The 24,765-nt window shown below is 37.4% G+C and carries 22 protein-coding genes and 3 pseudogenes; 3 read left to right on the top strand and 22 right to left on the bottom strand.

Annotated features, from left to right (window positions below):
• Window position 1: 1 nt before the first annotated feature.
• From AC4QJR_RS06340 to AC4QJR_RS06295, 10 genes are all read right to left on the bottom strand, one after another.
• On the bottom strand, window positions 2-1,354 hold the full coding sequence (locus tag AC4QJR_RS06340; RefSeq protein ID WP_496525669.1) for an MFS transporter: 1,353 nt from the start codon (window positions 1,352-1,354) through the stop codon (window positions 2-4).
• Between the two features lie 115 nt (window positions 1,355-1,469).
• Window positions 1,470-2,129 (bottom strand): UbiX family flavin prenyltransferase, encoded by a 660-nt coding sequence (locus tag AC4QJR_RS06335; protein ID WP_496525668.1) that lies wholly within the window; start codon window positions 2,127-2,129, stop codon window positions 1,470-1,472.
• A gap of 698 nt (window positions 2,130-2,827) precedes the next feature.
• The gene (locus tag AC4QJR_RS06330) at window positions 2,828-3,229 is read right to left on the bottom strand and encodes a PaaI family thioesterase (protein ID WP_496525667.1); all 402 of its coding nucleotides are present in this window, start codon (window positions 3,227-3,229) and stop codon (window positions 2,828-2,830) included.
• A gap of 499 nt (window positions 3,230-3,728) precedes the next feature.
• Entirely contained in the window at window positions 3,729-4,520 is a 792-nt protein-coding gene (locus AC4QJR_RS06325) for an enoyl-CoA hydratase/isomerase family protein (RefSeq protein WP_496525666.1), read from the bottom strand.
• A gap of 21 nt (window positions 4,521-4,541) precedes the next feature.
• On the bottom strand, window positions 4,542-5,027 hold the full coding sequence (locus AC4QJR_RS06320) for a (2Fe-2S)-binding protein (RefSeq protein ID WP_496525665.1): 486 nt from the start codon (window positions 5,025-5,027) through the stop codon (window positions 4,542-4,544).
• A 4-nt stretch (window positions 5,028-5,031) separates the two neighbouring features.
• On the bottom strand, window positions 5,032-5,901 hold the full coding sequence (locus AC4QJR_RS06315; protein WP_496525664.1) for an FAD binding domain-containing protein: 870 nt from the start codon (window positions 5,899-5,901) through the stop codon (window positions 5,032-5,034).
• Between the two features lie 51 nt (window positions 5,902-5,952).
• On the bottom strand, window positions 5,953-8,373 hold the full coding sequence (locus AC4QJR_RS06310) for a xanthine dehydrogenase family protein molybdopterin-binding subunit (protein WP_496525663.1): 2,421 nt from the start codon (window positions 8,371-8,373) through the stop codon (window positions 5,953-5,955).
• 2 nt (window positions 8,374-8,375) lie between these two features.
• Complete coding sequence (locus AC4QJR_RS06305; RefSeq protein WP_496525662.1) at window positions 8,376-8,981, bottom strand: nucleotidyltransferase family protein; 606 nt, start codon at window positions 8,979-8,981, stop codon at window positions 8,376-8,378.
• Window positions 8,978-10,099 (bottom strand): XdhC family protein, encoded by a 1,122-nt coding sequence (locus AC4QJR_RS06300; protein WP_496525661.1) that lies wholly within the window; start codon window positions 10,097-10,099, stop codon window positions 8,978-8,980. The genes AC4QJR_RS06305 and AC4QJR_RS06300 overlap by 4 nt, the downstream gene beginning before the upstream one ends.
• Window positions 10,100-10,148: 49 nt before the next feature.
• Window positions 10,149-10,913, bottom strand: coding sequence for a response regulator transcription factor (locus AC4QJR_RS06295; RefSeq protein WP_496525660.1), 765 nt, complete (start codon window positions 10,911-10,913; stop codon window positions 10,149-10,151).
• Between the two features lie 614 nt (window positions 10,914-11,527).
• Here AC4QJR_RS06295 and AC4QJR_RS06290 point away from each other — a divergent pair.
• Window positions 11,528-11,920 carry a thioesterase family protein gene (locus AC4QJR_RS06290; RefSeq protein ID WP_496525659.1) on the top strand — a complete coding sequence of 131 codons (393 nt, stop codon included), beginning with the start codon at window positions 11,528-11,530 and terminating at the stop codon, window positions 11,918-11,920.
• Window positions 11,921-12,481: 561 nt separating this feature from the next.
• On the opposite strand, the gene AC4QJR_RS06285 is transcribed toward AC4QJR_RS06290, so the two are convergent.
• The 11 genes and pseudogenes from AC4QJR_RS06285 to AC4QJR_RS06235 form a co-directional block, all read right to left on the bottom strand.
• The gene (locus tag AC4QJR_RS06285) at window positions 12,482-13,747 is read right to left on the bottom strand and encodes a benzoate/H(+) symporter BenE family transporter (RefSeq protein WP_496525658.1); all 1,266 of its coding nucleotides are present in this window, start codon (window positions 13,745-13,747) and stop codon (window positions 12,482-12,484) included.
• Window positions 13,748-14,469: 722 nt separating this feature from the next.
• Window positions 14,470-15,408: an MBL fold metallo-hydrolase gene (locus AC4QJR_RS06280; RefSeq protein WP_496525657.1), complete on the bottom strand. Its 939-nt coding sequence runs from the start codon at window positions 15,406-15,408 to the stop codon at window positions 14,470-14,472.
• Between the two features lie 141 nt (window positions 15,409-15,549).
• A complete protein-coding gene (locus AC4QJR_RS06275) occupies window positions 15,550-15,729 on the bottom strand; it encodes a MoaD/ThiS family protein (RefSeq protein ID WP_496525656.1) in 180 nt (59 codons plus the stop codon).
• A 21-nt stretch (window positions 15,730-15,750) separates the two neighbouring features.
• Window positions 15,751-16,242 (bottom strand): annotated as a pseudogene (locus AC4QJR_RS06270) (molybdenum cofactor biosynthesis protein MoaE).
• Between the two features lie 128 nt (window positions 16,243-16,370).
• Window positions 16,371-16,710 (bottom strand): annotated as a pseudogene (locus AC4QJR_RS06265) (ThiF family adenylyltransferase); the annotation flags it as partial.
• 184 nt (window positions 16,711-16,894) lie between these two features.
• Window positions 16,895-17,911 carry a GTP 3',8-cyclase MoaA gene (gene moaA / locus AC4QJR_RS06260; protein WP_496525655.1) on the bottom strand — a complete coding sequence of 339 codons (1,017 nt, stop codon included), beginning with the start codon at window positions 17,909-17,911 and terminating at the stop codon, window positions 16,895-16,897.
• Between the two features lie 139 nt (window positions 17,912-18,050).
• Window positions 18,051-18,450: pseudogene (locus tag AC4QJR_RS06255) on the bottom strand (molybdate ABC transporter permease subunit).
• 166 nt (window positions 18,451-18,616) lie between these two features.
• Window positions 18,617-19,873, bottom strand: coding sequence for a benzoate/H(+) symporter BenE family transporter (locus AC4QJR_RS06250; protein ID WP_496525654.1), 1,257 nt, complete (start codon window positions 19,871-19,873; stop codon window positions 18,617-18,619).
• 131 nt (window positions 19,874-20,004) lie between these two features.
• Window positions 20,005-20,796: an enoyl-CoA hydratase/isomerase family protein gene (locus tag AC4QJR_RS06245; protein ID WP_496525653.1), complete on the bottom strand. Its 792-nt coding sequence runs from the start codon at window positions 20,794-20,796 to the stop codon at window positions 20,005-20,007.
• A 31-nt stretch (window positions 20,797-20,827) separates the two neighbouring features.
• On the bottom strand, window positions 20,828-22,396 hold the full coding sequence (locus AC4QJR_RS06240) for an AMP-binding protein (protein WP_496525652.1): 1,569 nt from the start codon (window positions 22,394-22,396) through the stop codon (window positions 20,828-20,830).
• A 43-nt stretch (window positions 22,397-22,439) separates the two neighbouring features.
• The gene (locus tag AC4QJR_RS06235) at window positions 22,440-22,895 is read right to left on the bottom strand and encodes an SRPBCC family protein (protein WP_496525651.1); all 456 of its coding nucleotides are present in this window, start codon (window positions 22,893-22,895) and stop codon (window positions 22,440-22,442) included.
• A gap of 417 nt (window positions 22,896-23,312) precedes the next feature.
• On the opposite strand from AC4QJR_RS06235, the gene AC4QJR_RS06230 reads away from it, so the two are divergent.
• Window positions 23,313-23,513: a helix-turn-helix domain-containing protein gene (locus AC4QJR_RS06230; RefSeq protein WP_496526629.1), complete on the top strand. Its 201-nt coding sequence runs from the start codon at window positions 23,313-23,315 to the stop codon at window positions 23,511-23,513.
• A 98-nt stretch (window positions 23,514-23,611) separates the two neighbouring features.
• Window positions 23,612-23,833, top strand: coding sequence for a transposase (locus tag AC4QJR_RS06225; protein ID WP_496525650.1), 222 nt, complete (start codon window positions 23,612-23,614; stop codon window positions 23,831-23,833).
• Window positions 23,834-23,904: 71 nt separating this feature from the next.
• On the opposite strand, the gene AC4QJR_RS06220 is transcribed toward AC4QJR_RS06225, so the two are convergent.
• The gene (locus tag AC4QJR_RS06220) at window positions 23,905-24,765 is read right to left on the bottom strand and encodes a sugar phosphate isomerase/epimerase family protein (RefSeq protein WP_496525649.1); all 861 of its coding nucleotides are present in this window, start codon (window positions 24,763-24,765) and stop codon (window positions 23,905-23,907) included.

The raw sequence follows: 24,765 nt of genomic DNA, 5'->3' as shown, positions 1-24,765 counted from the left end.
TTTATTTAAGATTGCCTCTTGTCTCCGGTACGATGAAGCTTCCAATGATGTAGACAAGAAAAATTCCAATTGCAAAATACATGAGTGTATTAGGTATGTTTTCAACCGTACCGCTCGCTAAGGTGACGAAAGTTGGCATCATACCTCCAAGTGCGAATCCCATGTTCCATGATAATCCGGTTCCTGTAGAGCGTATGGCTGTTGGAAAACGCTCATTAAGAAAAATTAGTACAGGTGCATATGCTGCATTTCCTAAAAATACAAGTCCCATAGCATTCAAATAAATCGAAAAAGTGGTAACAGAGTCTGCTAATGCTAGATAAAAATATGGAAGTCCGATAATATTTAAAACACCAACAAGTAAAAATGTTTTCTTTCTGCCAATCAATTCACTAATGTGACCAAATAGAAGAGCCGCAATGATTGTCACAATACTCGTGGAAATTAGTACCCCAGATAAGACTTCTGGCGATACCTTATTAACTACTTTCAGGAACGTTGGAATAAATCCAGACGTAAGGTAATAACCTGAACCGCCTCCAATAACGATCATAAGGTTCACAATCAAAACACGGGAGTATTTTTTAAAAAACATTTTAAGAGGTGATTGCTCCAATACAACCTCTTGATCTTTATTTTTCTTATCTTTCACTTTATTTTTTTCACGTAATTGTACCCATAGGGGTGACTCGTTAAGGGATCTAAATACAAAGAGTCCAGCTCCAGCACCAAGAATTCCTGTAAGGAACATCACCCGCCATCCCCATTCATTAAATGCCTCACCAGGAAAAATAGCGGAAACAATACTAAACGTCAATGAAGCGAACAAAGCCCCTAATCCCGCTCCTCCACCGCCAATTAGACCAGACATTAATCCACGCCATTTAGGAGACGCAGATTCTGTTCCAATTGTATGTGTAGATGCCACGACACCACCGACAAAAACCCCTTGAACTAAGCGTAAAATTAAAAAAATGATTGCTGCCAAAAAACCAATTTGTGGTACTGTAGGTAAAAGTCCGAAGGCAGCCGTACTTACACCAACCCCTACAACAGCGATGATCATCGCTTTCTTTCTCCCGTTTTTATCAGCATAAGATCCAAATATTGCGGATCCAAGCGGTCGCATAAGCAGCGTTACAGCAAAAGAAGCATACACAGCAGCTAAAGAAATCGTAGGACTGCTTGTCGGGAAAAACAATTCACTTATTGTGGGTGCGACAAAAAGAAGAAGAAAAAGGTCATAGAGATCAAAAGACCATCCTAATACTGACGCAACCATTGCAGACCTAAATTGACGTCCGGTAACTGTGACTTTTTCTTGTGTTAAATGAGTGGTTAAAACATTTGACATTAGAGTCCCCCCAGTTTTTTTAACATGTTCTGTAGTTCCTGTTGAACCATATAAAATAAAGTAGAGTTACCGAAAAAAATAGTAGAGTATAGGAAAATATCATTAACCCGCTTAATTATTTTGTTATTGATTCTTTTTCATTTAGTCCTAACCACCGTTCAAAGAGTTGAGCATCAATCCCAAATTGATCTAATGCCTTCCCGACACTTTGATTAACAATATCATCTAATGATTTTGGTTTATGGTAAAAACTAGGAACAGGAGGGAGGATAACTGCACCATTCTCTGTAACTGATTGCATGAGCCGCAAATGGCCTAAATGAAATGGTGTTTCACGTACCATTAGTACCAATTTCCTTTGTTCTTTCAAAGTTACATCGGCCGCCCTCGTGATTAAATTGTCATTAAAACTATTAGCAATTGATGATAGAGTTTTGATAGAACATGGGGCAATAATCATTCCATCCACATGAAATGAACCACTTGAAATGCTTGCCCCAATGTCTTGTAAGTCATATACAAAACTACACAGTGATTTTACTTGTTCCACCGAGTATTCTGTTTCATATTCAATCGTTTTTTCAGCCGAAGCACTAATAATGACATGACTCTCTATCTGCAGCTTGTTTAAAGTCTCAAGACACCTGATACCGTAAATTGATCCACTTGCTCCAGTTATACCTAAAACAATTTTTTTCATCTTTGTTGTCCTCCTGTACTTGAAATCGTTTTTCAGAAAAAGCACATTGTAATTTTTTAACGAGATGGCAATCATCAAGAACCTTTAAATGTTGATTAGAAGAGTTTTTGAAACGCTTACAAAAATATGGGTGAGAACTCTACCAGTAAGCCAAATTCATTAAAAAGAATTCATTGACGATAATACTTAGCTGTAGACTGGCCTGCTACGCTATAAAAAAATATTTCGGACAGTGTATTTAGCGCTCTTTCCTCCAGCTTTTGCATTATTATCTAATCTGTTTTTTCCAGTTTATTAGCTGTCAAAGTTAATCCCCCCTTAAAACTTTTCATTATATATACTTGCAAATTTTATGCCAATAATGAATTCGCTCAGAACCTAATTTTGTAAGCCCTTTGATCTTCAAACTGGAACGTATGTAGTTACAGGTGGAACCTCTGCAGTTCCGTAATTTAGATGGAAATCATAAAGGGGATGACTCAAAAGCAAAGTGCCTAGCACTAATGAGTCATCCCCTTCAATTGAAAAAGATATGTGACATAGAAAGTCACTTTTTTCATATTATTAAGTTTTTATTTTATGATCCTATATTATTCTTAGAATCTTTCAAAGATTGCTCTAATCTTTGATTTATTAATGTATATTTCATCTTGCTTAATACCCCACAGATGAACTGGAAAAAGAATATCCCTTCATCCCGATTATGAATAAAGATTGTTTGGCATCACAACCAACGATTTCAAGTTTATATCAATAATTTGATTAAATTGAAATCATTTATCTAAAATCATAAAATTAGCTCTTGCTGTTGCAATATGTTTCCCATCCTCATTAAACGCATCAGCATTTACAACCGTTATATGCTTTCCTCTTTTTACAATACTTGCTTTTGCAACCAACCGTTTTCCAAACATCGGACGAAGATAGCTAGTATGTAAATCAATCGTATTACTATATTTATTGCTTCCCAATGTTGTAGAGATTGCTGCAGCCATTGACATGTCAAGAAGAGTTCCAATTAAACCTCCATGCATCGAATTATAAGATTGTGTAAAATCTTCTTTTACCTCTATTTCTAATTCACATTCTCCATCATTTCCTTTCACCACTTCAGCACCCATCATTTTCCACACTTTTCCCTCTGCCATTGCTTTCACTCGTGAATGAATTTCCATGATCTATTCCCCTCATTTCTCAGATATTTGTTGGTCATTATAGTAAATTACTTCTGTAAGAATTTTGCAGCCTTGAAATTTCTTTAGACCTTCTCTTGCCTCTTTTTCTGTGTCAAATTCAAACATTCTAATATGTTCTTATGAATATACAGTGATTAACCGCATAAAAAAATCCTCCAATTAAAGACAATTTTCTACCCCTTTGCTCTTTGGTAATTCTAGAAAATAACAGCAGCTAATATCGAGATAGTTTTTCTAAAAGAGTATAATAATAGTATTTTAATTACTGATACAAACATTATTTTCTACTTTCCCTGGTCTGAGGAGACCTTCGCAGTTGTGCACAACCAACTTTAAATTTCTGGAGATTATACAAAAAAAGCTTGTAGAGAAAAAGAACACCCTCTTTCTCCACAAGCTGGCAAAGAACTTGTTCTCTATTCTTTCCTTTTGCTTGTTAGGACTTTTAGTTGTTTGTCAACAGCATAAAGTATCGATCTTACTTCCCTTTAAAAATAGGCTTTCTTTTCTCAACGAACGAATCTACGCCCTCTTTAAAGTCTTCTGTTGTGCGCAAGAGACCGTATGCTTTTCCTTCCATTTTCAAGCCAATACTTAGCGGACTTTCTTCTGATGCATTCAACACTTCTTTCGCGACACGCTGGGCAAGCGGTGAAAACTTAACAAGCTCCTCAACCAATGCATCGACCGTCTGCTGAAGTTCCTCTTTGGATACAACCTGTGTTAACAGACCCCATTGGTACGCTTCATCTGCCGGGATTTTTCTTGCACGCATAATCATGTCTTTCGCTCTTGTTAAGCCAACTACCTTTGCAATCCGCTGTGTACCGCCGCTCCCTGGAATCATTCCGAGGTTCATTTCCGGAAGGGCTAGCAGTGTATCTTCCCGTGCGATTCTGAAATCACAAGCCATCGCGAGCTCCAGTCCTACACCGAACGTATACCCTTGCAGCTGAGCGATGACAGGTTTTGGAGAACGCTCAGGAGCAGCAACGTTCTCTGCAAGATGGGAAAGTTTTTCTTGATGTGTCGCCAAAAATTCAGGAATGCTTCCTCCTGCACTGAAGCATACATCACCTGCTCCTTTGAGGATGATAACACGCACTTCATCGTCTTGATTTAAACCAGCAAAAATTTCTGTAAGCTGATCTCTGCCGAGCATACTGATATAATTCATTTTCTCTGGACGATCGAACACGATTGTTGCCGTTTGTTTTTCTACATTTTTCTCTACTCGAATGTGGTCATAGATTTGTTCTGTTATAGTCATATCTTTTTACCTCTTTCTACTTTAAGATGAAATCAGTGTTTTTTTATCTTCAATTGTTTTCTCAATTGCTTTAACGATACCGTCATACCCTGTGCAGCGGCATAAGTGTCCAGAAAGCATTTCTTTTATTTCTTTAGAAGAGGGATTTGGGTTTTTCTCAAGATAATCGGACGTAGACATTAAGATACCCGCTGTACAGAATCCACATTGCAGACCATGACACTCAATAAAGTTTTTCTGTAAATCTGTTAATTCACCCTTATCCGCTAACCCTTCAACTGTTCTAATGCTTTGCCCATCTGCTTGTACGGCAAACATAAGACAACTCCTCACTGCCGCGTCATTGACGTTTACGGTACAAGCACCGCAAACACCGTGTTCACATCCAACATGTGTACCTGTCAGTCCGCATACATCACGAATAAAATCACTTAACAGCATTCGAGATTCCACTTCTTCTTGGTAAATCTTCCCATTAATTGTTACTTCTATTTGGTGTCGTCTCATTTCGCTACCTCCTTGCTCTTTCATAGGCTTGAGTTAACGTACGCTTTGTTAGTATTTTAGCAAGATGTGTTCGATATTCTGCTGCAGCATGAAGATCAGATTCGGGCTCAACTGCCATTTCAACACTTTCTAATAACTTATCTATTAAAGAATCAGACAATATCTCTCCTACCAATATATCTTCTGCATCCTCAATTAATAAAGGAATTGCCTCAACTCCGCCGAGAGCTAATCTTACTGAAGAAATTTGGTTTTGATCATCAACTGTCATAAGACAAGACGCAGCAACTAACGCGAAGTCTCCATGACGCCTTGCGATTTCCTGAAATGAATATCCGCTTCTATCTTCGATAATCGGAATAGAAACCTCAGTTAAGATTTCTGTCGGCATAATATCTGTTGTCAAATAGGTAATAAAGAAATCTTCTGCATCGACGTTGCGAACCTCATCTTTTGAAGCAATTTGCACAGAACCGTTCATTGTTAGCAAAGCAAGCGGTAGTTCTGCACTTGGATCTGCATGAACGATACTTCCTCCAAACGTTCCTCTGTTCCTTGTTTGCACATGTCCAATTTGAGTAATTGCTTCTAATAAAAGACCACAGGCATTTGCAACGATCTCCGATTTTTCAACTTTGCTTTGTCTTGTCAAAGTGCCTATTTTAAGGACATTTCCTTCATGTTTAATATAATCAAGTTCATTTAAACCATTGATATCTATTATGCACTTTGGTGATGCAAGGCGCATATTCATAATCGGCACTAAACTTTGCCCCCCAGCAATGATTTTTCCATCATCACCGATTTCTTCTAAGAGATCCAATGCTTCATTAAGTGTAGTAGGTTTATAGTAATCAAACTTCGGTGGTTTCATTTTCTCCCTCCCCTTCAGTAATGGTCTTTAAGATTCATGTTTAATTTTCGCTTAAGGTGTTAGCATTTTCTCTTTTGCTTCACTAAGTAATTTCCAAATGCGGTTTGGACTTAATGGCAGTTCATCAATCACAATATCTAAATGTGCTAATGCATCAGTTACTGCATTAGCAATTGCTACTGGTGCACTCATTGTATTCCCTTCACCAAGCCCTTTAGCACCTAAAGGAGTAATAGGGGATGGCGATTCAGTATGTTTAATGGTTACTTTTGGGATTTCAGGTGCAGTCGGGCATAAGTAATCCATAAAAGATCCCGTCAAGAACTGACCATTTTTGTCATAAGCTAGTTCCTCGTATAAAGCTCCGCCTAAGCCATGTGCAAGACCACCCATAATTTGTCCATCTACAATCAACGGATTTAGTAGTTTCCCAGCATCATGAACAGTAAAATAATCAATTATTTTCACTTCGGCTGTATCTGGGTCAATTTCAACTGTAACCATATCAGCAACAAATCCATATGTGACAGAAGAATTGATTCGATCGTTTTCATCAGGAGCCTCTGCTACTTTTGCTTTATAATAATAAGTTTCATAGATTCCTGGTTCCATATCTTCAGGCAAGGAAAGCGGATTCCAGTGAGCAATGCCTGCTGCGCGTTTTATCGGAAACTTTTTAGAAGGATTATCCTTTACGTAAATGACACCATCCTCTTGATCGAGCTCTGATACCTCAACTCCAAGTTGAGAAGCTGCAATTAGATATAGCTTTTTTCGTACTTTATGTGCAGCATAATAAATCGCACTTGATCCTAATGAGGCAAAACGACTTGAATAGCTTCCTGATGCAATAGACCATGGACTCGTCGATGTATCAAGTTCTGCAATCACATTTATTTGTTCTCTCGGGATGCCTAAAACTTCAGATACAATTTGTGCCGCAACGGTTTCATGTCCTTGACCTGTTGGCGTTGTGCTAATTCTTACGTTAACACTCCCTAATGGATCCATTGAAACAGTAGCAGCTTCATTAGCTCCTGATTTCGGTAATGATTTCGCCCTCTCTTCTGGTGTTAAGGCAACAGTGATATATCCCATATTAGATCCTGATGGTTCGACAATACAGGCAAGGCCTACTCCTATAATTTTTCCTTTTTTACGTGCTTCTTCCTGTTTCTTTCTAAACGTCTCATATTTCCCAGTGATAAGCGCAAGTTCAAACGAATTCACATAATCCCCGCTGTCGTAAATACCTCCAGAAGCTGTTGTATATGGAAATTGTTCTTTTCTAATCAGATTTCTTCGAATAACATCTGCATGCTCCAGTTCAAGCTCTTTAGCGACTTGGTGCATGATTCGTTCTAATGAGAAGTAATGCTCCTGTCCACCGTAGCCACGAATTAAGCCTGTAGGTGACTTATTTGTCATGACAGCATACGCATCAATAGCTAAGTTTGGAATATCGTATGCCCCTGTTGAGTTTGCATGGTTACGATATAAGCTGGCTGGTTCTGGTGCTCGAATATATGCACCAACGTTGTCAATTAGTTTCATTCTTAATCCGGTAACCTTGCCATCACTTTTTACTGCTGCTTCAATGTAAGTCACGCGATCGGTTCCACTAGCACTTGAAGAAAGATGTTCTTGTCTGTCTTCAATCCACTTTACCGGACAACCAACAAGCTTACTTGTGATTGAACAAAGAACGATATATGGGAATATTCCTGCTTTTATTCCATAACTTCCACCGATATCCTTTGGAATAATAATTCTTAATTTGTTGCTTGGAATTTGTAATGATTGAGCCATAATAGAATGAATAACAAATGGTCCATGAAAATTTGCATTAACTGTATATTGATCATGAGCCGAATCATAATTCGCAACCACGCCGTATGTTTCTACAGGGGTAGCTGTATATTTTGGAAAGTTGTATTTATGCTTTACGATTCGATCGGCTTCCTCGAATGCCTTATCAACATCACCGTAATGAAATTGTCGATGATTTGCGATATTTGAACCAACATTTTCATGCAATACGGGTGCATCATCATTTAATGACTTTTCTATATCAACTATTGGTGGTAAGGATTGATAAGATACCTTAACTTTTTCAAGAGCGTCCTCCGCAATATAACGGTCCTTGGCAACTACGATGACAACAGGCTCTCCTACATACCTCACTTTATCGATTGCAAGAGGAAAATACTTAACAGGTGCAGTAACACCAACACTAAAAGGCTTTAAAAGATTTTTAATGTCTTGTCCTGTTACAATTCCTTTAACTCCCGGCATTTTTTCTGCTTCCGCTGTGTCAATGGATTTAATATTTGCATGAGGGTGAGGACTTCGCAAAATAGCCGCATGTCCTGTTTTTGGTGTCGTACCAAGATCATCTATATATGTCCCTTGTCCGGTTAGAAGCCGTTTGTCCTCTACTCTCGTCGCAGACTTACCAATTATCTTTGTCATTTTCAAACCTCCTCTTCTTTAATCAAGCGTTGATAATCTTCCAAAGTGTCAACATCAGGTATGTTCATCTCGTTCATTTCGGCATAAACAACCTCCCTAGTGAACTTTTGAACCACTGACTTTCCCCCACTATCTCCATCTATCTTTAAAAGATGAGGAAACAATTTCCGATTGAATAATACTGGATGACCTTTTTCGTTGTTCAAAAAGACAGACTGGACAATTGATGGCTTATGGTTTAAAAGGTAAGTCTCTACTACTTTGTTAATTGAATGTTCATATATTTCAGGCTGATCTCCCAAAAGAATAACTGCTGCCTCTACTTGTTGAGGTAATGAATGCAATCCTGCTTTAATAGAGGTTGACATGCCTAAATGTGAATCATTATTTTTGATGACTTCCTTTACTCCAGGAATTGAAACTTCCTTACATAACCCCATAACTTTTGGATTTATGACGACAACCACACCATCAAGAACTGAATTTAAAGACTTCTCAATAACATGGCGAACAAGGGATTTTTGCTGATAAGGCAAGAGCATTTTCGGGGTGCCCATTCTACTTGATAATCCTGAAGCTAAAACAATACCCCAGACTTCATTTTTCATATTTGCAATGAAAAATCACACCCCTCTGTTGAATTGGAAATGTTTAAAAGGCTGTTCCCCATTGTTTGTTTTAAGTGCACGGAATTGCCATCCCGATGAACATTGACCAATTCCGAAGCAATACTTAAAGCAATTTCTTCAGGATTTTTTGCACCGATATCAATCCCTACTGGACTATAAATCCGATCAAGTTTTAATTCGGCAATGGAATACTTGTTACATATCGGCTGCAGCAGTTGTTCTGTTCTTGTCACTGGCCCGAGCACTCCGATATAGGGAATGTTTGACTTTAAAAGCGTTTCTAAAACAATTTGGTCTTGGATAAATTGATGGCTCATTACAACGGCATATACATTCTCATGTAATCCAACTTCAGGACTTTCATCTCTTTGATAGCAAATTAACTCATCAGCTAATGGGAAATTAGTCTCACTCACAAAGCCTGGCCGATGATCAACTACCTTTACCAACCAACCTAAGTTTTTCACTGTCTTGACCAATGGCGCAGCATCTGGTCCAGCTCCAAAAACGCACAGTGTAGGCACGGGATCAATATAATCAAAGAATACCTCAGTGTTATTATTCAGTGAAGCAAGCATTGATTTCCCCTTTAATAATTTGGAGTAGGGATTGGTTTTTCCTTCAAACCGATTAATAGAAATAACTTCGTTTTTAACAGAAACAATCCATTTATCGCCGATTTCAAATTCGTTTTTAGATGCTGTAATCGTTGCAATTATTTCTGTTTTACTTGTTGTAAAAGCTGCTTTCATTAACTCGCATTTTTCAGGATGACCGATGGGATCATATAGTTCGAGAAAAATTTCTATCGCGCCGTTGCAACCTACTCCAAGCCCCCAAATTTGGTCTACTTCATCTCTGAAATCATAATAGATTTTTTTGGGCCTCCCAGTTTGTAAAACTTCTTTTCCGTGTTCAATAACATCGCTTTCAACACATCCCCCGCTTAACAAACCTATTAGCTCTCCATCCTCAGCAATAAAGCATTTTGCCCCTTCTTTCTGATATGCTGATCCTTCTACCCGAATGACGGTGGCCATGACGCCTCTTTTATTCTCTCGACCACACCTTTCCATCTCATTTGTTATCGTAAACACAACAACCCCTCCTGAAGTTTTAATATTTTGTCAACGTTACAATATTCATTTATATTTTTTCTGTCTGATCCCAGAAAAAATGCTCACGATACTGAGTTGGTGTTTTCCCTTCTATTTTTTTAAATGTTGTTGCAAAGTAACTAGAATTAGCAAAACCTACATTATTAGCAATAACGTCAATTGGTAGTGAAGTCATTCTTAACATATTTTTTGCCTTATGAACACGAATCCAAGATAGGTATTCGACAAAAGTCATCCCTATTTCTTCCTTAAATAATTTACTAAAGTACGATGGACTTAAATAAACTTTATCAGCAATATTTTTAAGAGTAAGACTTTCGTTGTAATGTAACTGAATATACTGCACTGCGCTTTGAATTGGCTTTCTTAAGTCAAAATTGATGCTGTCTTCATCATTCACTGTCTCATTTATTTCCTTTTTAATTACAGGTTTTAAAACACGATCGAATGTGTCCAAAAGTTGATTTTTCGTAAGCGGTTTCAATAAATAAGCTGAAAAACCTGCATTAATTGCTGATTGGACGATTTCAAACATTTTTAAACCGGTAATTACAATGATAGATAAATCCGGATAAAGCTGCAGTGCATTTTTTCCCAAAGTTATCCCATCTATATCAGGAAGTGAAACATCCAACAAAAGCGCACTTGGACGGGATTGTTTAAGCATCAACATTGCCCTTTGTGCGGAATTAGCTTCATAAATACGAAGAAAACTATAGGCGCTGTTTTCAACAATATGACGTATATCACTTATACTACTAGAGTCTGTATCAACAATTAAGAGTTCAGCCAAAAGATCCCCCCTTACTTATAAATCTTTTTATTAAACATATTATTTTGAACTTAATTATAAAAATTATCTAGATATAGCTGTTTTAATTTTTTAAGATATGTATTATAAAAATTTATTATATTTTCATTATTTTAAGTATTCAACCTTTCCAGCAACGACTTCCATAGAGATTTCTGCTTCTTACTTATTTTCTTCGACAAGCGCTAATTTCTTATTACCCATAATACATTTCATTAGTACTTCTGAATTTTATAACACGTATTCAAACTCCCTTTACCTTTCATTAATAATAAAATAATCGATAAACTTTTTTCTATATTCAAAATTTTGATCATTAAAATTACTATTTGACAACATACACTTATACCATATTGACTTTTATGCATCAGGAAAAAGGCGAGTAACGGTTAAACAATAAACTGGTCTCATGAAATCCCTCCGTTTATCACAACCTGTTATCCATCATTCCCCTTTGTCTATTTTTCAACAAAACGTTGTATGAGTGAGAAAAGTAAATAAATATTTAAAACACTTTAAAAAAGCTTTTAATAATTTTCTGTACACATAACAGATAAGTTTATATAGAAGAATTTTTGTAAAGGGGCCGATCCAATATGTCATGGAAGGAAAAAGCAGTAGGTGAGTTCGGTATATCTACGATAGTAGTTGATCAGGAAGTAACAGCACATAACTTGGGTAACGAGGGTGTCCATGTGTTAGCAACAGCAATTGTAGGGCTAATGGCGGAACCGGCTTTAAACGACGCACTTCTTCCACTAATACATGAAGGTCACGGTATTGTAGGAGTTCGTCAGCAAACTTACCACCGCGCACCTACATCAATTGGGACAAATGTAAAAGCTACAGTAAAAATCACAAAAGTTACTAGACACTTTGTATCTTATGAATTTCAAGTAGAGACTGACAAAGGAGAAGGACTAGGTGACGGTGATGGTGAAAGTGCGGTTATAGAAATGGCACGTTTCCAAAGACTGATGAACAATTAAATTAATAATTGGAAGCTATTAGGGATGGCTCAATCGTTGTTTATTTAGTAGGAGAAGTAGGATCGACTCTTTTTGGATTTTATAGATGATTTCATTTATAGTTGGCCTATCTCTTTGCTTATACTGATTGTTGGGGCCATTAATGGATACCCAGTAGCAGTAATTATGCCACGCCTCATAAAAGATCCAGTTCTTTAATTTGAAATTGTATGGATAATTATTATAGTCTAGCAATTGCTAGACTATTTGCAAAACACTAATAGCTTTTTCTGAATTAAGAAACTTTGTTTGATATTCTTAATAAAACTCATTGCTCTTTCTCCTCTCCCTTTTATAAGATAGATAAGATCTCAGGATTTTCAAGAATTCAAAAACTATAGATATCCATCGCTCACATCTTAAATATTAAGAGAAATACAAATCATGATTAAAGAAAATGATCCCAGTTTAATACTGAGATCACCTACTAGCAGCATATTCCCTTTTTAGAAAAACGTCTATTATAAAAGATACAGTCAAGGGCCGAATGCTGCTTTTTCAAATATGATTAAGCTATATATATTATGCACTCTTTGCTTTTTCATTTTCTGTAAGCATTTTACTTTTTGCTTTGCGATAGTCCTCTCGATCAAGTAATAATGAAACGACAAATCCAACCAATAGAGCCCAGAAAGCGGCACCAACTGAAAATACGGTAACATTAGAAATAGCTATAAGAAATGCTACCATGGCTCCATTTTTAAATTTCCCGTTGAAAGCTCCGGCAAAAGTGCTTATAAACACTCCAAATATAGCTAGACCGCCAAGCACTGAAAGTAATTGGCCAGGAACAACCGTTGAAACTGCAATAACCATCCCTGCTACTAAGCCAAAACAAATCCAGAGAAATCCATCAAAAGTTGCTGCTACATATCTTAAATTTTTATCCTCACCAGCTGCATCGCTAGAAACCATTGCAGTACTTGGTCCTGCTATAACAGTAGGATGTCCTCCAAAAAGAGAGTTAATGATCGTACCAATACCTGGAAGAGTAAACATCGCATTGATAGGCGGTTTATATCCTGTAGCGTAAAGCACCCCGACAGCTTGCATATTTTGAACACCGATAATAAGTATAATTAAGGGCAACGTGAGTTCTAAGGTTGCTTGAATACTAAAATGAGGTACTACAAATATAGGATGAGTAAATGAAGGTTCTATCGACCCCCAGTTTGTCTGGCCAAGTGCTGTAGCGAATACCCCTCCTATTATCATTGCACCTAGAATAGGTGGGAATTTCTTAGAGAACTTTTTCATTGATAACAAGAGAAAAAATGCTGCAAAGGAACTCCCAGCAACAGCTGGTGCCTCTACCACAGCCTGAATTGCTTTAATACCAAAAGAGAGAAGGACACCAGCAATCATACCTAACATGACAGGTAGAGGAATATACTCTATTACCCTCTTTATCAAACCTGATATTCCAAGAATTGTAACCACTATACCAGCAACAATAGATGCCCCAATTGCCTCTTGAAATGGTATATGATTTAAGGCATTACCTATAAGGATAGCACCAGGTATGGTATAAGCAACCACAATTGGTATACGATAGCGGAGTGACAAGAAAATTGTAGATATTCCGCCAGCTATATAAATAATGCATAACCAGGAAACTGCCTGCTCAACTGAAAGATTCCCTTCTTTAGCTGCATTCATTACAATTAAACCTGGCCCCATAATGCTAAACAATGCAGCAACCAGACCAGTTCCAAGAGCAGCGGGAGTTAAATTACCGAAAAAATCCTTAATATTTTTTCTAACGTCTGTACCTCTTTCGATACCCAAATTGTAAACCTCCTTTTTTATCACTCCATTGGAAAGAAAAAGATTCTTGTTCCTGGTCACACAGAACTAGGTCTAAGGCTAAAAGTCTACCTAAAACATCTGACCATTCCTCCTAGTAACTTTTGACCACAATAAGCTAACATGATAGATCGCGTTACGAGTTTCCAAGGAACAGAATTTAGTCCTTTTGAATCCAGATTGCAAGCGCCTCCTCCTTAAACCAATGGCGGCGATGACTTTTCCAGAAGATACGCTGCTTTCTTTTACCTACCATTATTCTATGTTTTTAATAATCTTCCAAATTTCAAAACAACATAGAAAACGTTTTCAAATATCGGTAAGTAAATAGGTATTCCAAAATGAAGTAGAATGAAAAAATAATCCCTAATAACAGAATAATCAATTATTTTACATTAGCCTTTTAAAATCTTATTTTTCTATTTTTAAATTTTTTCTTATTTCAAACTCTAAACTCTTTGTTTTATAATTTATGTCCTTTATAGGGGTATCGCTGATATCCATGGTAATACATTTGATAGACTTACTCCTTCTAGAAAATAATTTCAAGAATTCGGGAAACGTACCCCAAACCTGTAATAATTCATTCAGAATAGATTGCGTGCACAAAATACGAATTTCCGTCACACAAATACCTTTTGCTAATTGCAAGAGGTATTTATGTTCAGAGATAAAGAGAACAGAATAAAATAATAAATCATTCCTTATATTTTATATATGTAAATTCCATTATCCAATTCCTTTGTACATTCCCCTCTATTTAATAAATATTCTAGATGAGATATTGTTTCTCCGATTGCAAATCTCATTTCGTGAGAAGTAAAATTACGGCCAAATATTAGATTATTAATCTCATAAACAGAACGAGGGGAAACTAGTATTTCGAGTATTTTAGAAAGTCGCTCATAATGATGATTAATTATCTCATCAATTCTTTTATTTGCATTCCAAAATGGCTCACCGTGAGAAGGTATTACAAACTCCGCTTCAAGTTTTTTAAATTTATGAAGTGACTCTAGAAATTTTTCGAGTGGATTTCTTTCACCATGAAAATGATAGGAAATATTTGGTGTTATCTTAGGAAGGATATGATCTGTAGAAAATAAGACACTTTTCTCTTTATTATAAAGACAAATCAATCCGTCAGAATGCCCTGGAGCATTTAATACCTCATATTCATATTTACCAAAATAAAATTTATTGCCTTCTTGTAAAAAATAATCTACTTTGGGGTGTGGAGTTACTAGAGGTGTGAATCCTGCCTCATTATTGGCCATCTCATATGCTGTTTCTTTGGGTATCCCACATTTGTAGTAGTTCTCTCCTAAAGAGTCAATATTTTTTTCTCCCCAATTTCGTATGGCTGTATTTTTATCAATCTCGGTCATAAATACCTTCGCACCTGTCATTTCCTGCAGTCTACCAGCAAAGCCGTAATGATCTGGATGATAGTGAGTAATAATGATATTGGCAACTTTTTTGTTTTTAATAATAGGTTTCCATTTGTTGTAAGTTATTGAATTATGGAGTCCTGAATCGATTATTGTCCATCCATCTTCTCCTTTTGCCAAAAAACAATTGACATGGTTTAATCTGAAAGGCAAATCAATCGTTACATATGATACTTCTAAACTATTTAGCATACATTTCACCTCTGCACTTTTAATTTTGTCGCTCGGATATTTAATTTCCTCTCTAGTCTTTGGATTAGAGCATTTTTACGTTCCCTATTTTCATTTCTTATTGTTTAATACCTTGCATCAGATCAATTGATATTCATGTTATTATCCTCCACTGACAGGAGGAATCAGCGCAACAATGTCGCCTTCCTTAATTAAATCCTCATCAATCGCATATTCTTCGTTAATTGCGACCATCAAGGGCTGTCTTTGATCCCAACCAATTTCTTCTACTACTTTTTCTTTTAATTCTGCAACTGTTAATTCTACCTTATTGATTATCATCTTATCTGTTCCTAACTGTTCTTACAGATGCGCAAATAATAAAACGGTAATCATTTGTGTTCCTCCATTTCCGGTTTCCCTGAGTTGATTACCAATCCACATATCACCATCTTCCCAATACTCTTTTTTCCATATAGGAACAATTTGCTTAATGCGTTCTATAGCGTATTCGTTAGCATCATATGCGTCTTTGCGATGTGGAGTCGAAACAGCTATCACGACGGCAATATCAGAAATGTCCAGTTTTCCGATTCGATGGGTAATTGCCGCTTTCGCTTCAGGCCATTTCTCTTTAATTTCCGTCCCAATTTTTTCAAGTGTTTTTACTGCCATCGATAAATACACATGATACTCTAGATACAATGTCCGTTTTCCTTTTGTAATTTCCTAGACAGTCCCAATAAAAGTTGTCAGCGCTCCAGCTTCTCTTCTTACGACTTTATCAATCACTTTCTGAACATTGATGGGGTTCGTAATTACTTCATATAATAATTTATCCACTGCGTTTTTCATTCTTTCCATGAGCCATTGTATGCTAGAATTCGGCGAAAATTTATTAACGAATAATCTCACAATCTAACTCCCTAGTTAGAGATACGCTTTGCTTTTTTAAAAAGTTAAAGATTAGAAGTGAGAATAGATATTTTCCCTACCTTAACAGCAGTATACTGGTTTTTCCATAAATCAAAAGACACAAGTGTTTGCCTTAACGATTCTTCGTCTTCTACTAGTATTTTCAGCGCTTCTGACACTTGATAAGCTACAACCATTTGGACAACAGGACTGATAATTCCGACTGTATCACATGTCATTCCTCCAACAGGCACATGTTCAAGCAAGCAATGCAAACACGGCGTTTTTCCTGGTATAATCGTATAGCTTATGCTGAAACTTCCGACACAGGCCATAAATCCAAGGAATATTTTTCTTTTGAGAAAGGTCATTGAGTACCATTCTTGTATCAAAATTATCCGTTGCATCCGTCTTTTATCTTTTTCTGACCCTCTTTTCCAATCGGTGAAAAGAGCTCCTGTCTAGAATATCTGTCTTTCACTTTCACTCCTTCCTTCCTGCACGCCTGTTAATATTTCGGTACATTCATTTAGAAAACAATTTTTATTTTCAACGTTAAAAAGGACTTGATTAAAACTGTTGTTTACAATTTTTATCCCCCAATATAAGACATTTCAATTCGTTCTCGGTTTTTCACTGTCTCTTCTGTACGTTCATCAGAATAACGGTCTTTTCTGTTATTCCATACTTCCTTAACCGCCTTTGCTATCTCTTCGTTTGTTGCATCTGATCTGAGCTTTTCTCTTAAATCAAAGCCTTTTGCTGCAAATAAACACGTGTACAGTTTTCCTTCCGCTGAAATGCGTGCGCGTGTACAGCTTGAACAAAATGATTTCGAAACAGAGGTGATAAAGCCTACCTCCGTATTTGTACCTACGTAACAGTAACGTGTTGCTACCTCTCCAAAATAACTAGGTTCAATCGGCTCAAGCGGATAAACAGCTTGAATAATCTCGTATATTTCCTTTTTGGAAACAACTTGATCAAAATTCCAACCGTTCGTACTCCCAACGTCCATAAATTCAATGAATCGTAAAGTAATCCCCCGCTCCTTAAAATAAGAAACCATTGGAATAATTTCATGGTCATTCATCCCTTTTTTCACAACCATGTTCACTTTTACTTCAAGCCCTGCATTACGTGCTGCTTCAATTCCTTTTAAAACTGCTTTCGTGCTGACTCCGCTTCCATTTATTTTTTTGAATAACTCATCATCGATTGCATCGAGACTGACATTCACCCGCTTTAAACCAACCTTTTTAAGATCAGCAGCGTGCTTTACTAGATAAACGCCATTTGTCGTTAACCCTATGTCATCAATTCCATCAATCCTCATCAGATTCTGGACTAAAACAGTCAAATCTTTTCTTAATAAAGGCTCACCGCCTGTTAAACGAATTTTCTTCACCCCAAGCTGAACAAAAATTCTTGCCAACCGCTCAATTTCTTCAAATGTGAGAAGGTGTTCCTTTGGCATAAATACATAATCCTGATCGAAAATTTCTGCAGGCATACAGTACGTGCACCGGAAATTACAGCGGTCTGTAACGGAAATCCGCAAATCACGCAATGGACGGTTCAAATGATCATGTATTAATAAATGTTTCATGATTGTCACCTCAAATTCAACATTCTCCTATCAAGTGCAGGTACTTGAACTAGGCCATCATCCCAAACACTGAACCCTTACGGGGGATATGGTCTCATTCCCTCTATACGTTGAAAGCCCCAATGAAAGAAGTTTCACATTATTTTAAACAGGAGCTCATCCATAAAAAGAGGAAGGAAATGGCGATGGACACGGCCACCCATAGCCAAAGCTTTTGCATGTCACTAGTTTCATACGCCATATAAATAGCTACAGGAACAGTTGGGTTTTTCCAGGAAGATTGCCTGCAAACATCAAGGTTGCACCAAACTCACCAAAACTGCGTGTGAAACTTAAAATGATACCTGCTGCGAGCTGTTTTAAAGTAAGCGGTACTTCTACTTTCCAAAACACCTTCCACTCTCCTGCCCCATCGACGTAGGCAGCACCAAAGGAATCATCAATATTGTCTCTAGTACGATTTTCCCTCTAAATAACTTTCCAGATAACCATTTTCCCGCATAAGTTCCAAAAAACGCCGTAAAAATGAATGCTACGATAGATACTTTTACGGATAAAAAGAATGGAGACCAAAAGTCCTACATAACATCCACCTCTCTTTCCCCATAAATCTCCTACTAATTTTTTATTCTTTTCATAAGTGACATACAGTCTGTGTTCAACCATTCCCCCCATACTTCTAGAACCTGGGGAATGTTTATTATTTCACACTCCATGAGATACTTTAGAATCTGCACCTTTTACGTTTTGATGATCACGAGTGGCTTTAAAATCAGCTTTTTCAATGATCAGAGAAATAGCAACACCGCCTAATATCGCCCAGAATGGAGAGCTTACATCATAAAAATGGATTCCTGACATCGCAATGATGAGGGCAAAAAATGAACCAACCTGGAAGTGAGGTTTAGAAAACGCTTCCTGCAATGAACTTAAAAGAACTCCAATCATAGCCAGTCCAGCAACAGTACTGATTAATACTTTCGGCATTGCAGCTACAAAAGGTATGACTGAACCTGCATACAATCCAAATGTTGAAAATAACACACCACAAACAACGACTGCTGCATATCTTCCTTCCATTTGACCAGCTTCTTTTGATGCACAGATTGCTGTCATTGACCCCGCTATATTCGCATTATGTCCTCCAAAAAAAGACGTGATAACCCCGCCAATGCCGCTTAAAATGGTCATCTCATTAATCGGTGGTTTATATCCCTGTGTCATTAACACACCTGTAGCCTGAGCGTTTTCAGCACCAATTACTAATAGTGCAAGTGGGATACCGATTGAAATAATCGCATCAATGTTAAACGATGGTGTAACTAGCTGAGGTACGATAAAAACTGATTCCAAATCTCTCACTTGGAATTCTCCCATTGTTACCGATAAAACGATAGCAACTGCTAATGACATTAAAATGGGTGGAAAATTTTTTATATAACGGAATGAGAGAAGATACACGAGGATTGATGAACCTGCAATGACTGGTGCTTTTTCGAGTGATGCAATCATCTCTGTCCCAAAACTAATCATTGCTCCAACAATCATCGCCATAACAATTGGAACCGGAATCCAGTGCATCACTTTACCGATAACCCCTGTAATCCCCAAAATAAATACAATGATCCCTGCCGCTAAATAAGCACCTGCAGCTTCATTTAAAGAAAAGTTTGACAATGAACCGACAATAAGCACAGCGCCAGGAATTGAATAAGCGCCAGCAATCGGCTGTTTATTTCTCAGGGAGATAAGTATTCCTAAAACCCCACCAAAAAAATATATTGCAAATAACCAAGAAATCATCTGTGTTTGAGTTAATTCACCATTTGCTGCTCCGTTTATTATAATTAATGACGGACCAGTACAGCCAAAGATTGCTGCCATCGTTCCTGCACTAATAGTATTTACATTCAAATGACTTGAAAACCCTTTCTTGTTTTCCGAAACCTTGTTTAGCTGCATGCCAACACTCCTTCTACTATCTATGTTCTATTAACCCCCTTGAAGCATACATGAATTGTAATAGTAACTTTTTTTAACTCCCTTTATAAAGAGATAATCACCGGCATCCTCTGCCGGTGATTATCTCTTTATTACACTCCTGTAAAAACAGGTTTCCTCTTTTCAACGAACGAGTCTACGCCTTCTTTAAAGTCTTGTGTTGTACGCAAGAGACCGTATGCTTTCCCTTCCATTTTCAAGCCAACACTTAACGGACTTTCTTCAGAGGCGTTTAACACTTCTTTAGCGACACGCTGGGCAATCGGAGAAAATCGAACAAGCTCCTCAACTAGTGAATCTACTGTTTGTTGAAGGTCCTCTTTGGACACTACTTGTGTTAAAAGACCCCATTGATACGCTTCATCAGCAGGAATTTTTCTTGCACGCATAATCATGTCCTTTGCTCTTGTTAAGCCCACAACCTTTGCAATTCTCTGTGTACCTCCGCTCCCTGGGATCATTCCTAGGTTCATTTCTGGAAGGGCAAGCAGCGTATCTTCCCGTGCGATTCTGAAATCACATGCCATCGCAAGTTCTAGTCCTACACCAAACGTATACCCTTGGAGCTGAGCGATGACAGGTTTTGGAGAACGCTCAGGAGCAGCAACGTTCTCTGCAAGATGAGAAAGTTTTTCTTGATGTGTCGCCAAAAATTCAGGAATGCTTCCTCCTGCACTGAAGCATACATCACCGGCTCCTTTGAGGATGATGACACGCACTTCATCGTCTTGATTTAAACCAGCAAAAATTTCTGTAAGCTGATCTCTGCCGAGCATACTGATATAATTCATTTTCTCTGGACGATCGAACACGATTGTTGCCGTTTGTTTTTCTACATTTTTCTCTACTCGAATGTGGTCATAGGTTTGTTCTGTTATAGTCATTTGTTATTTCCCCTTTTCTATTTTAGGATTTTTATTTGCTGATAGTTTCGCTTTGATTGTGCAGCGCATCAAAATCACCTTCACGCAATTTTCGGCGAAGAATTTTTCCTACAGGACTTTTTGGAATTTCTTTTACAAACGTATACTTACGAGGTCTTTTGAAATTAGATAAACTGGGAAGATTCTTGCAAAATTCATCCAGTTCTTGCGCTGTAACTGATTCGTCTTTAGAAACAATATAGGCTGATACGATCTGTCCCCAGCGATCATCCTGCTCCCCAATAACGGAAGCTTCCAAAACTTTAGGATGTTGAGTCAGACAATCTTCAACTTCTAATGGATGAATGTTTTCTCCTCCAGAGATAATCATATCGTCAACCCGGCCAACAACGAATAAGTCGCCGTCTTCATCAATAAAACCAATATCCCCTGTAAAATACCAGCCCTCGCGAATCGCTTTATTAGTAGCATCAGGGCGATTCCAGTACCCCTTGAATGCTTCAATGGAATCCAGGTTTGCAATAATTTCACCAACTTCTTCTTTCCCAACAATATCATCAGGAGTAGAATGGCCATCTGGATCTGCTTTTACCAGACGAATATTTTGGTGTATACCAGGTTTACCAGCACTGCCTGGCTTTTCATGAACATTCGGGCAGATGGTAAACGTATAAACTTCCGTACTGCCGTAATGATTTACAAACAGTTTTGGTTTAAGTAAGCTCATACATTGATTTACTAATGTCGTTGTCATCGCTGCACCTGCATAACCGATTTTTTCAAGCTTAGAAAGGTCATACTTGTCAAAATCTGGGTGTGTTAGCATATCATGATAAAGCGTCGGCACTAAATAAAGGGAAGAAATTCCTTCTTTGTGTACAATTTCAAGCGCCTCACCAGCATCAAAGTCACATTCTGGTAAAAGGGCAAATTTCCCATTTAAAAAAGCTATTGAGAGCAGCGAACGAACTCCCATTGTATGATAAAGCGGCATTACTCCTAACGTGCTTTCCCATAAATGATACTGGTTTTGGACGATATGTGCCATTGCTGAGGCATATTCATTCCTATGGGTTCGTGGTACACCCTTTGGACGTCCTGTTGTTCCAGATGTGTAAAGCATAATAGAAATATCATTTTCATCTAAAGTTGGCTTTTGATAACTTCTTGGGCTTCTGTCTACTAGTTCAGGATAAGAAATATCTACACCATTGTAATTCTCAACACCAATCAAGATTGGCCTTCTAGCAAAGTTCGAACCTAACACAGCATTTTGACTTGCTAATTCATAGACGACCGCTTTCGCTTCAGCATCGTTTACACAATACTCGACCTCTTTAGTAGATAAGCGGTGATTTATTGGAGTATATATCGCACCGATCTTTTGTAATGCCCAGTAAACCATAACATTCTCATGTCTGTTCTTTAAGATTACGACAACACGGTCCTGCTTTTGAATGCCTAGACGCTGCAAAGAAGCAGCTACTTTTTCTACTTCATTTTGCAATTGGACATATGTATAAGATTTTAGTCCTTGAACTAGAGCGATATGGTTTGGATAGCGCTCAACCGCAAAATCCAATAATGTACCTAAATTCATAAAAAATCTCTCCCTTCTCCCCTTTATTTGATTAATTATTTAATTAACTGTGTACGTTTGCTTTTTTTAATTCTTTCCCAAATTTACTAAAGAAGTCTTTAATGACCAACTTGGCTACGCCACCTAGCATTCGTTGACCGACCATCGCAACTTTTCCTCCCACTTCTGCTTCAAAGGTGTAATGAAGAACAGTTGTGTTTTCATCTACTGATTCAAGGTTAATATCTGCGACAGCCTCAATACTTCCAGGACCGCCCTCACCTTTTACGATCATTCGATAAGATTTAGGTTTATCAATATTTGCTAATTCAATAGTAGAGGAGTAGTCACCTTTCACTGCTGCAACACCCATAGAAATATCAGCTTCATACTTATCTTCTTCTACAAGCACTAATTTTTTGCACCCCATAATACATCTTTTAAGCACCTCGGAATCTAATAACACATCCCAAGACTGTTCAATACCTGCTGGCAAATTCAACTTCCCTTTACCTTCCATCTTAACTCCTCCTATTCTATCTTTAAATAATTTTCTAAATTTAAAAAACTTTTAAGAAAGCGATTACAAACGTTAATGAAAAAAAGTTAAAAAAGAGTATTAAATATTAACGGAGTGTTTAGGTTGATTTCACCTTCCATTAATAACATAATAATCGATAAACTTACTTTCTGTTTTCAAAATCTTGTTTTAATCACTTAAAATATTTCTCATTATTTCAAATATTGAATGTTTTTGATCAGCGAGAAATGAAGCAATAGGAGCGCGAAAATGAACGGCTTCGTGCAGAAAATGCATTCTTAAAAAAATTGGAGGAACTAGAAAGGAGGCGTTTAAAGAAGCGTCTTTGAGCCACGTTCAGCTTATTATAAGTGGATTATCCGTTCCCCTTCAGAAAATGAGAGTTTTAATTAAGAAATCCTTAAGGAGATAAAGCTTCTATATAAAAAGGTAGATGGCATATATGGCTATCGTCGAATTACATTGAATCTCAGACGTACCTTATCAAAGGATATTAACCACAAGCGGGTGTATAGAATAATGAGGGGTGGGGGTATTCAATCGGTTATCCGACGGAAAGGAAAAAGTATAAGCCAAGCATTAAAACCTCTGATTTAGCTTTGGAAGCTACCCAGGAGCAAAACCCCTCCTTCATAGTGATCGAGGATTTCAATACACTTCTCCTGCATTTTAAAAGGAAAATTAATAAAGCAGAGATGGTTCAAAGTATGTCGAGGGTCGGAAGGTGTATCGATAATGGACCAATGGAGGCTTTTTGGGGAACATTGAAAAGTGAAAGTATTTATCTAAACAAGTACAGTACATTTGAAGAGTTGAAAAAAGACATTGAGGAATACATAAGATTTTATAATTATGAACGATTACAAAAAAGATTAAACGGCCTTAGTCCCTTAGAATACAGGGGTAACGCCGCTTAGTCTGTTTTATTTATTTTCGCTGTCTACTTGACGGGGGGGCACTTCATTCTAGTGCCTGACACCCATTTTATTTAAAACCATTCAGTAAATCCTAATTTTCTCAAATGTTTTGCTGAAATTTCTAAACAGTCGAATGGATCGCGGCCATATGTATCATCTTGTTCCACCAAGAAATATTGTGCGCCACTCTCTAGACCTGCTTCAGTAATTGCCTTGATATCAAGGTTACCTTCCCCAAGTTCCGCAAATTCAATCGTATTCGTAAAAATATGCATGAATTTTGCCATATCTTTAAAGTCTACTTCACTTAAATCCATTTGTCCGATTCGGTAATCTTTGAGGTGAATTAAAGAAATGCGGCCAGCGTATTGTTTAACAAACTCAACAGGGTTTACGCCTGCTCTTTGAATCCAGTGAACATCTAACTCAAAACCTAGTTTAGTTGTGTTGTTTTTAATGATATCCAATAAATATTCACCATCATATTTTTGGAATTCAAGGTGATGTGTATGATAATACAATTCAATTCCATGTTCAGCTAATCTATGGGCCATCGCTTCTGCTTTTTCAATAAAATCCATTATTCTATCTTTGTGACCCATACAAGTTAACGGCAGCATTCCGATTCGTAAAAAATTACAATCGAGCGTCTTACAATCATTTACGATTTTTTCAAAATCACTAGTTAATGTCTCACCAGGCGCTCCAGGAAGCATGGGCTCTAGTGCAGCTGAAAGAGCCGCTATTTTGATATCAAAGTCGTTACTAGCTCTCCTTAATTCCGCGACGTTCTCAGCTGTCATCGGGATCTGTGATACCTCTACAGCGTGATAGCCAAGTTCACTTACTTTTTTCATTGTTTCATAGGCACCAAGTTCTTCGACTTTGCCTTTAAGCATCATCATTTGCACGCCGATTTTACCCTTTTTCAT

This window comes from Neobacillus sp. BP17 (assembly GCF_059579525.1).
The sequence above is the reverse complement of the archived record's forward strand: the minus strand, read 5'-3'. Positions and strand labels throughout refer to the sequence as shown.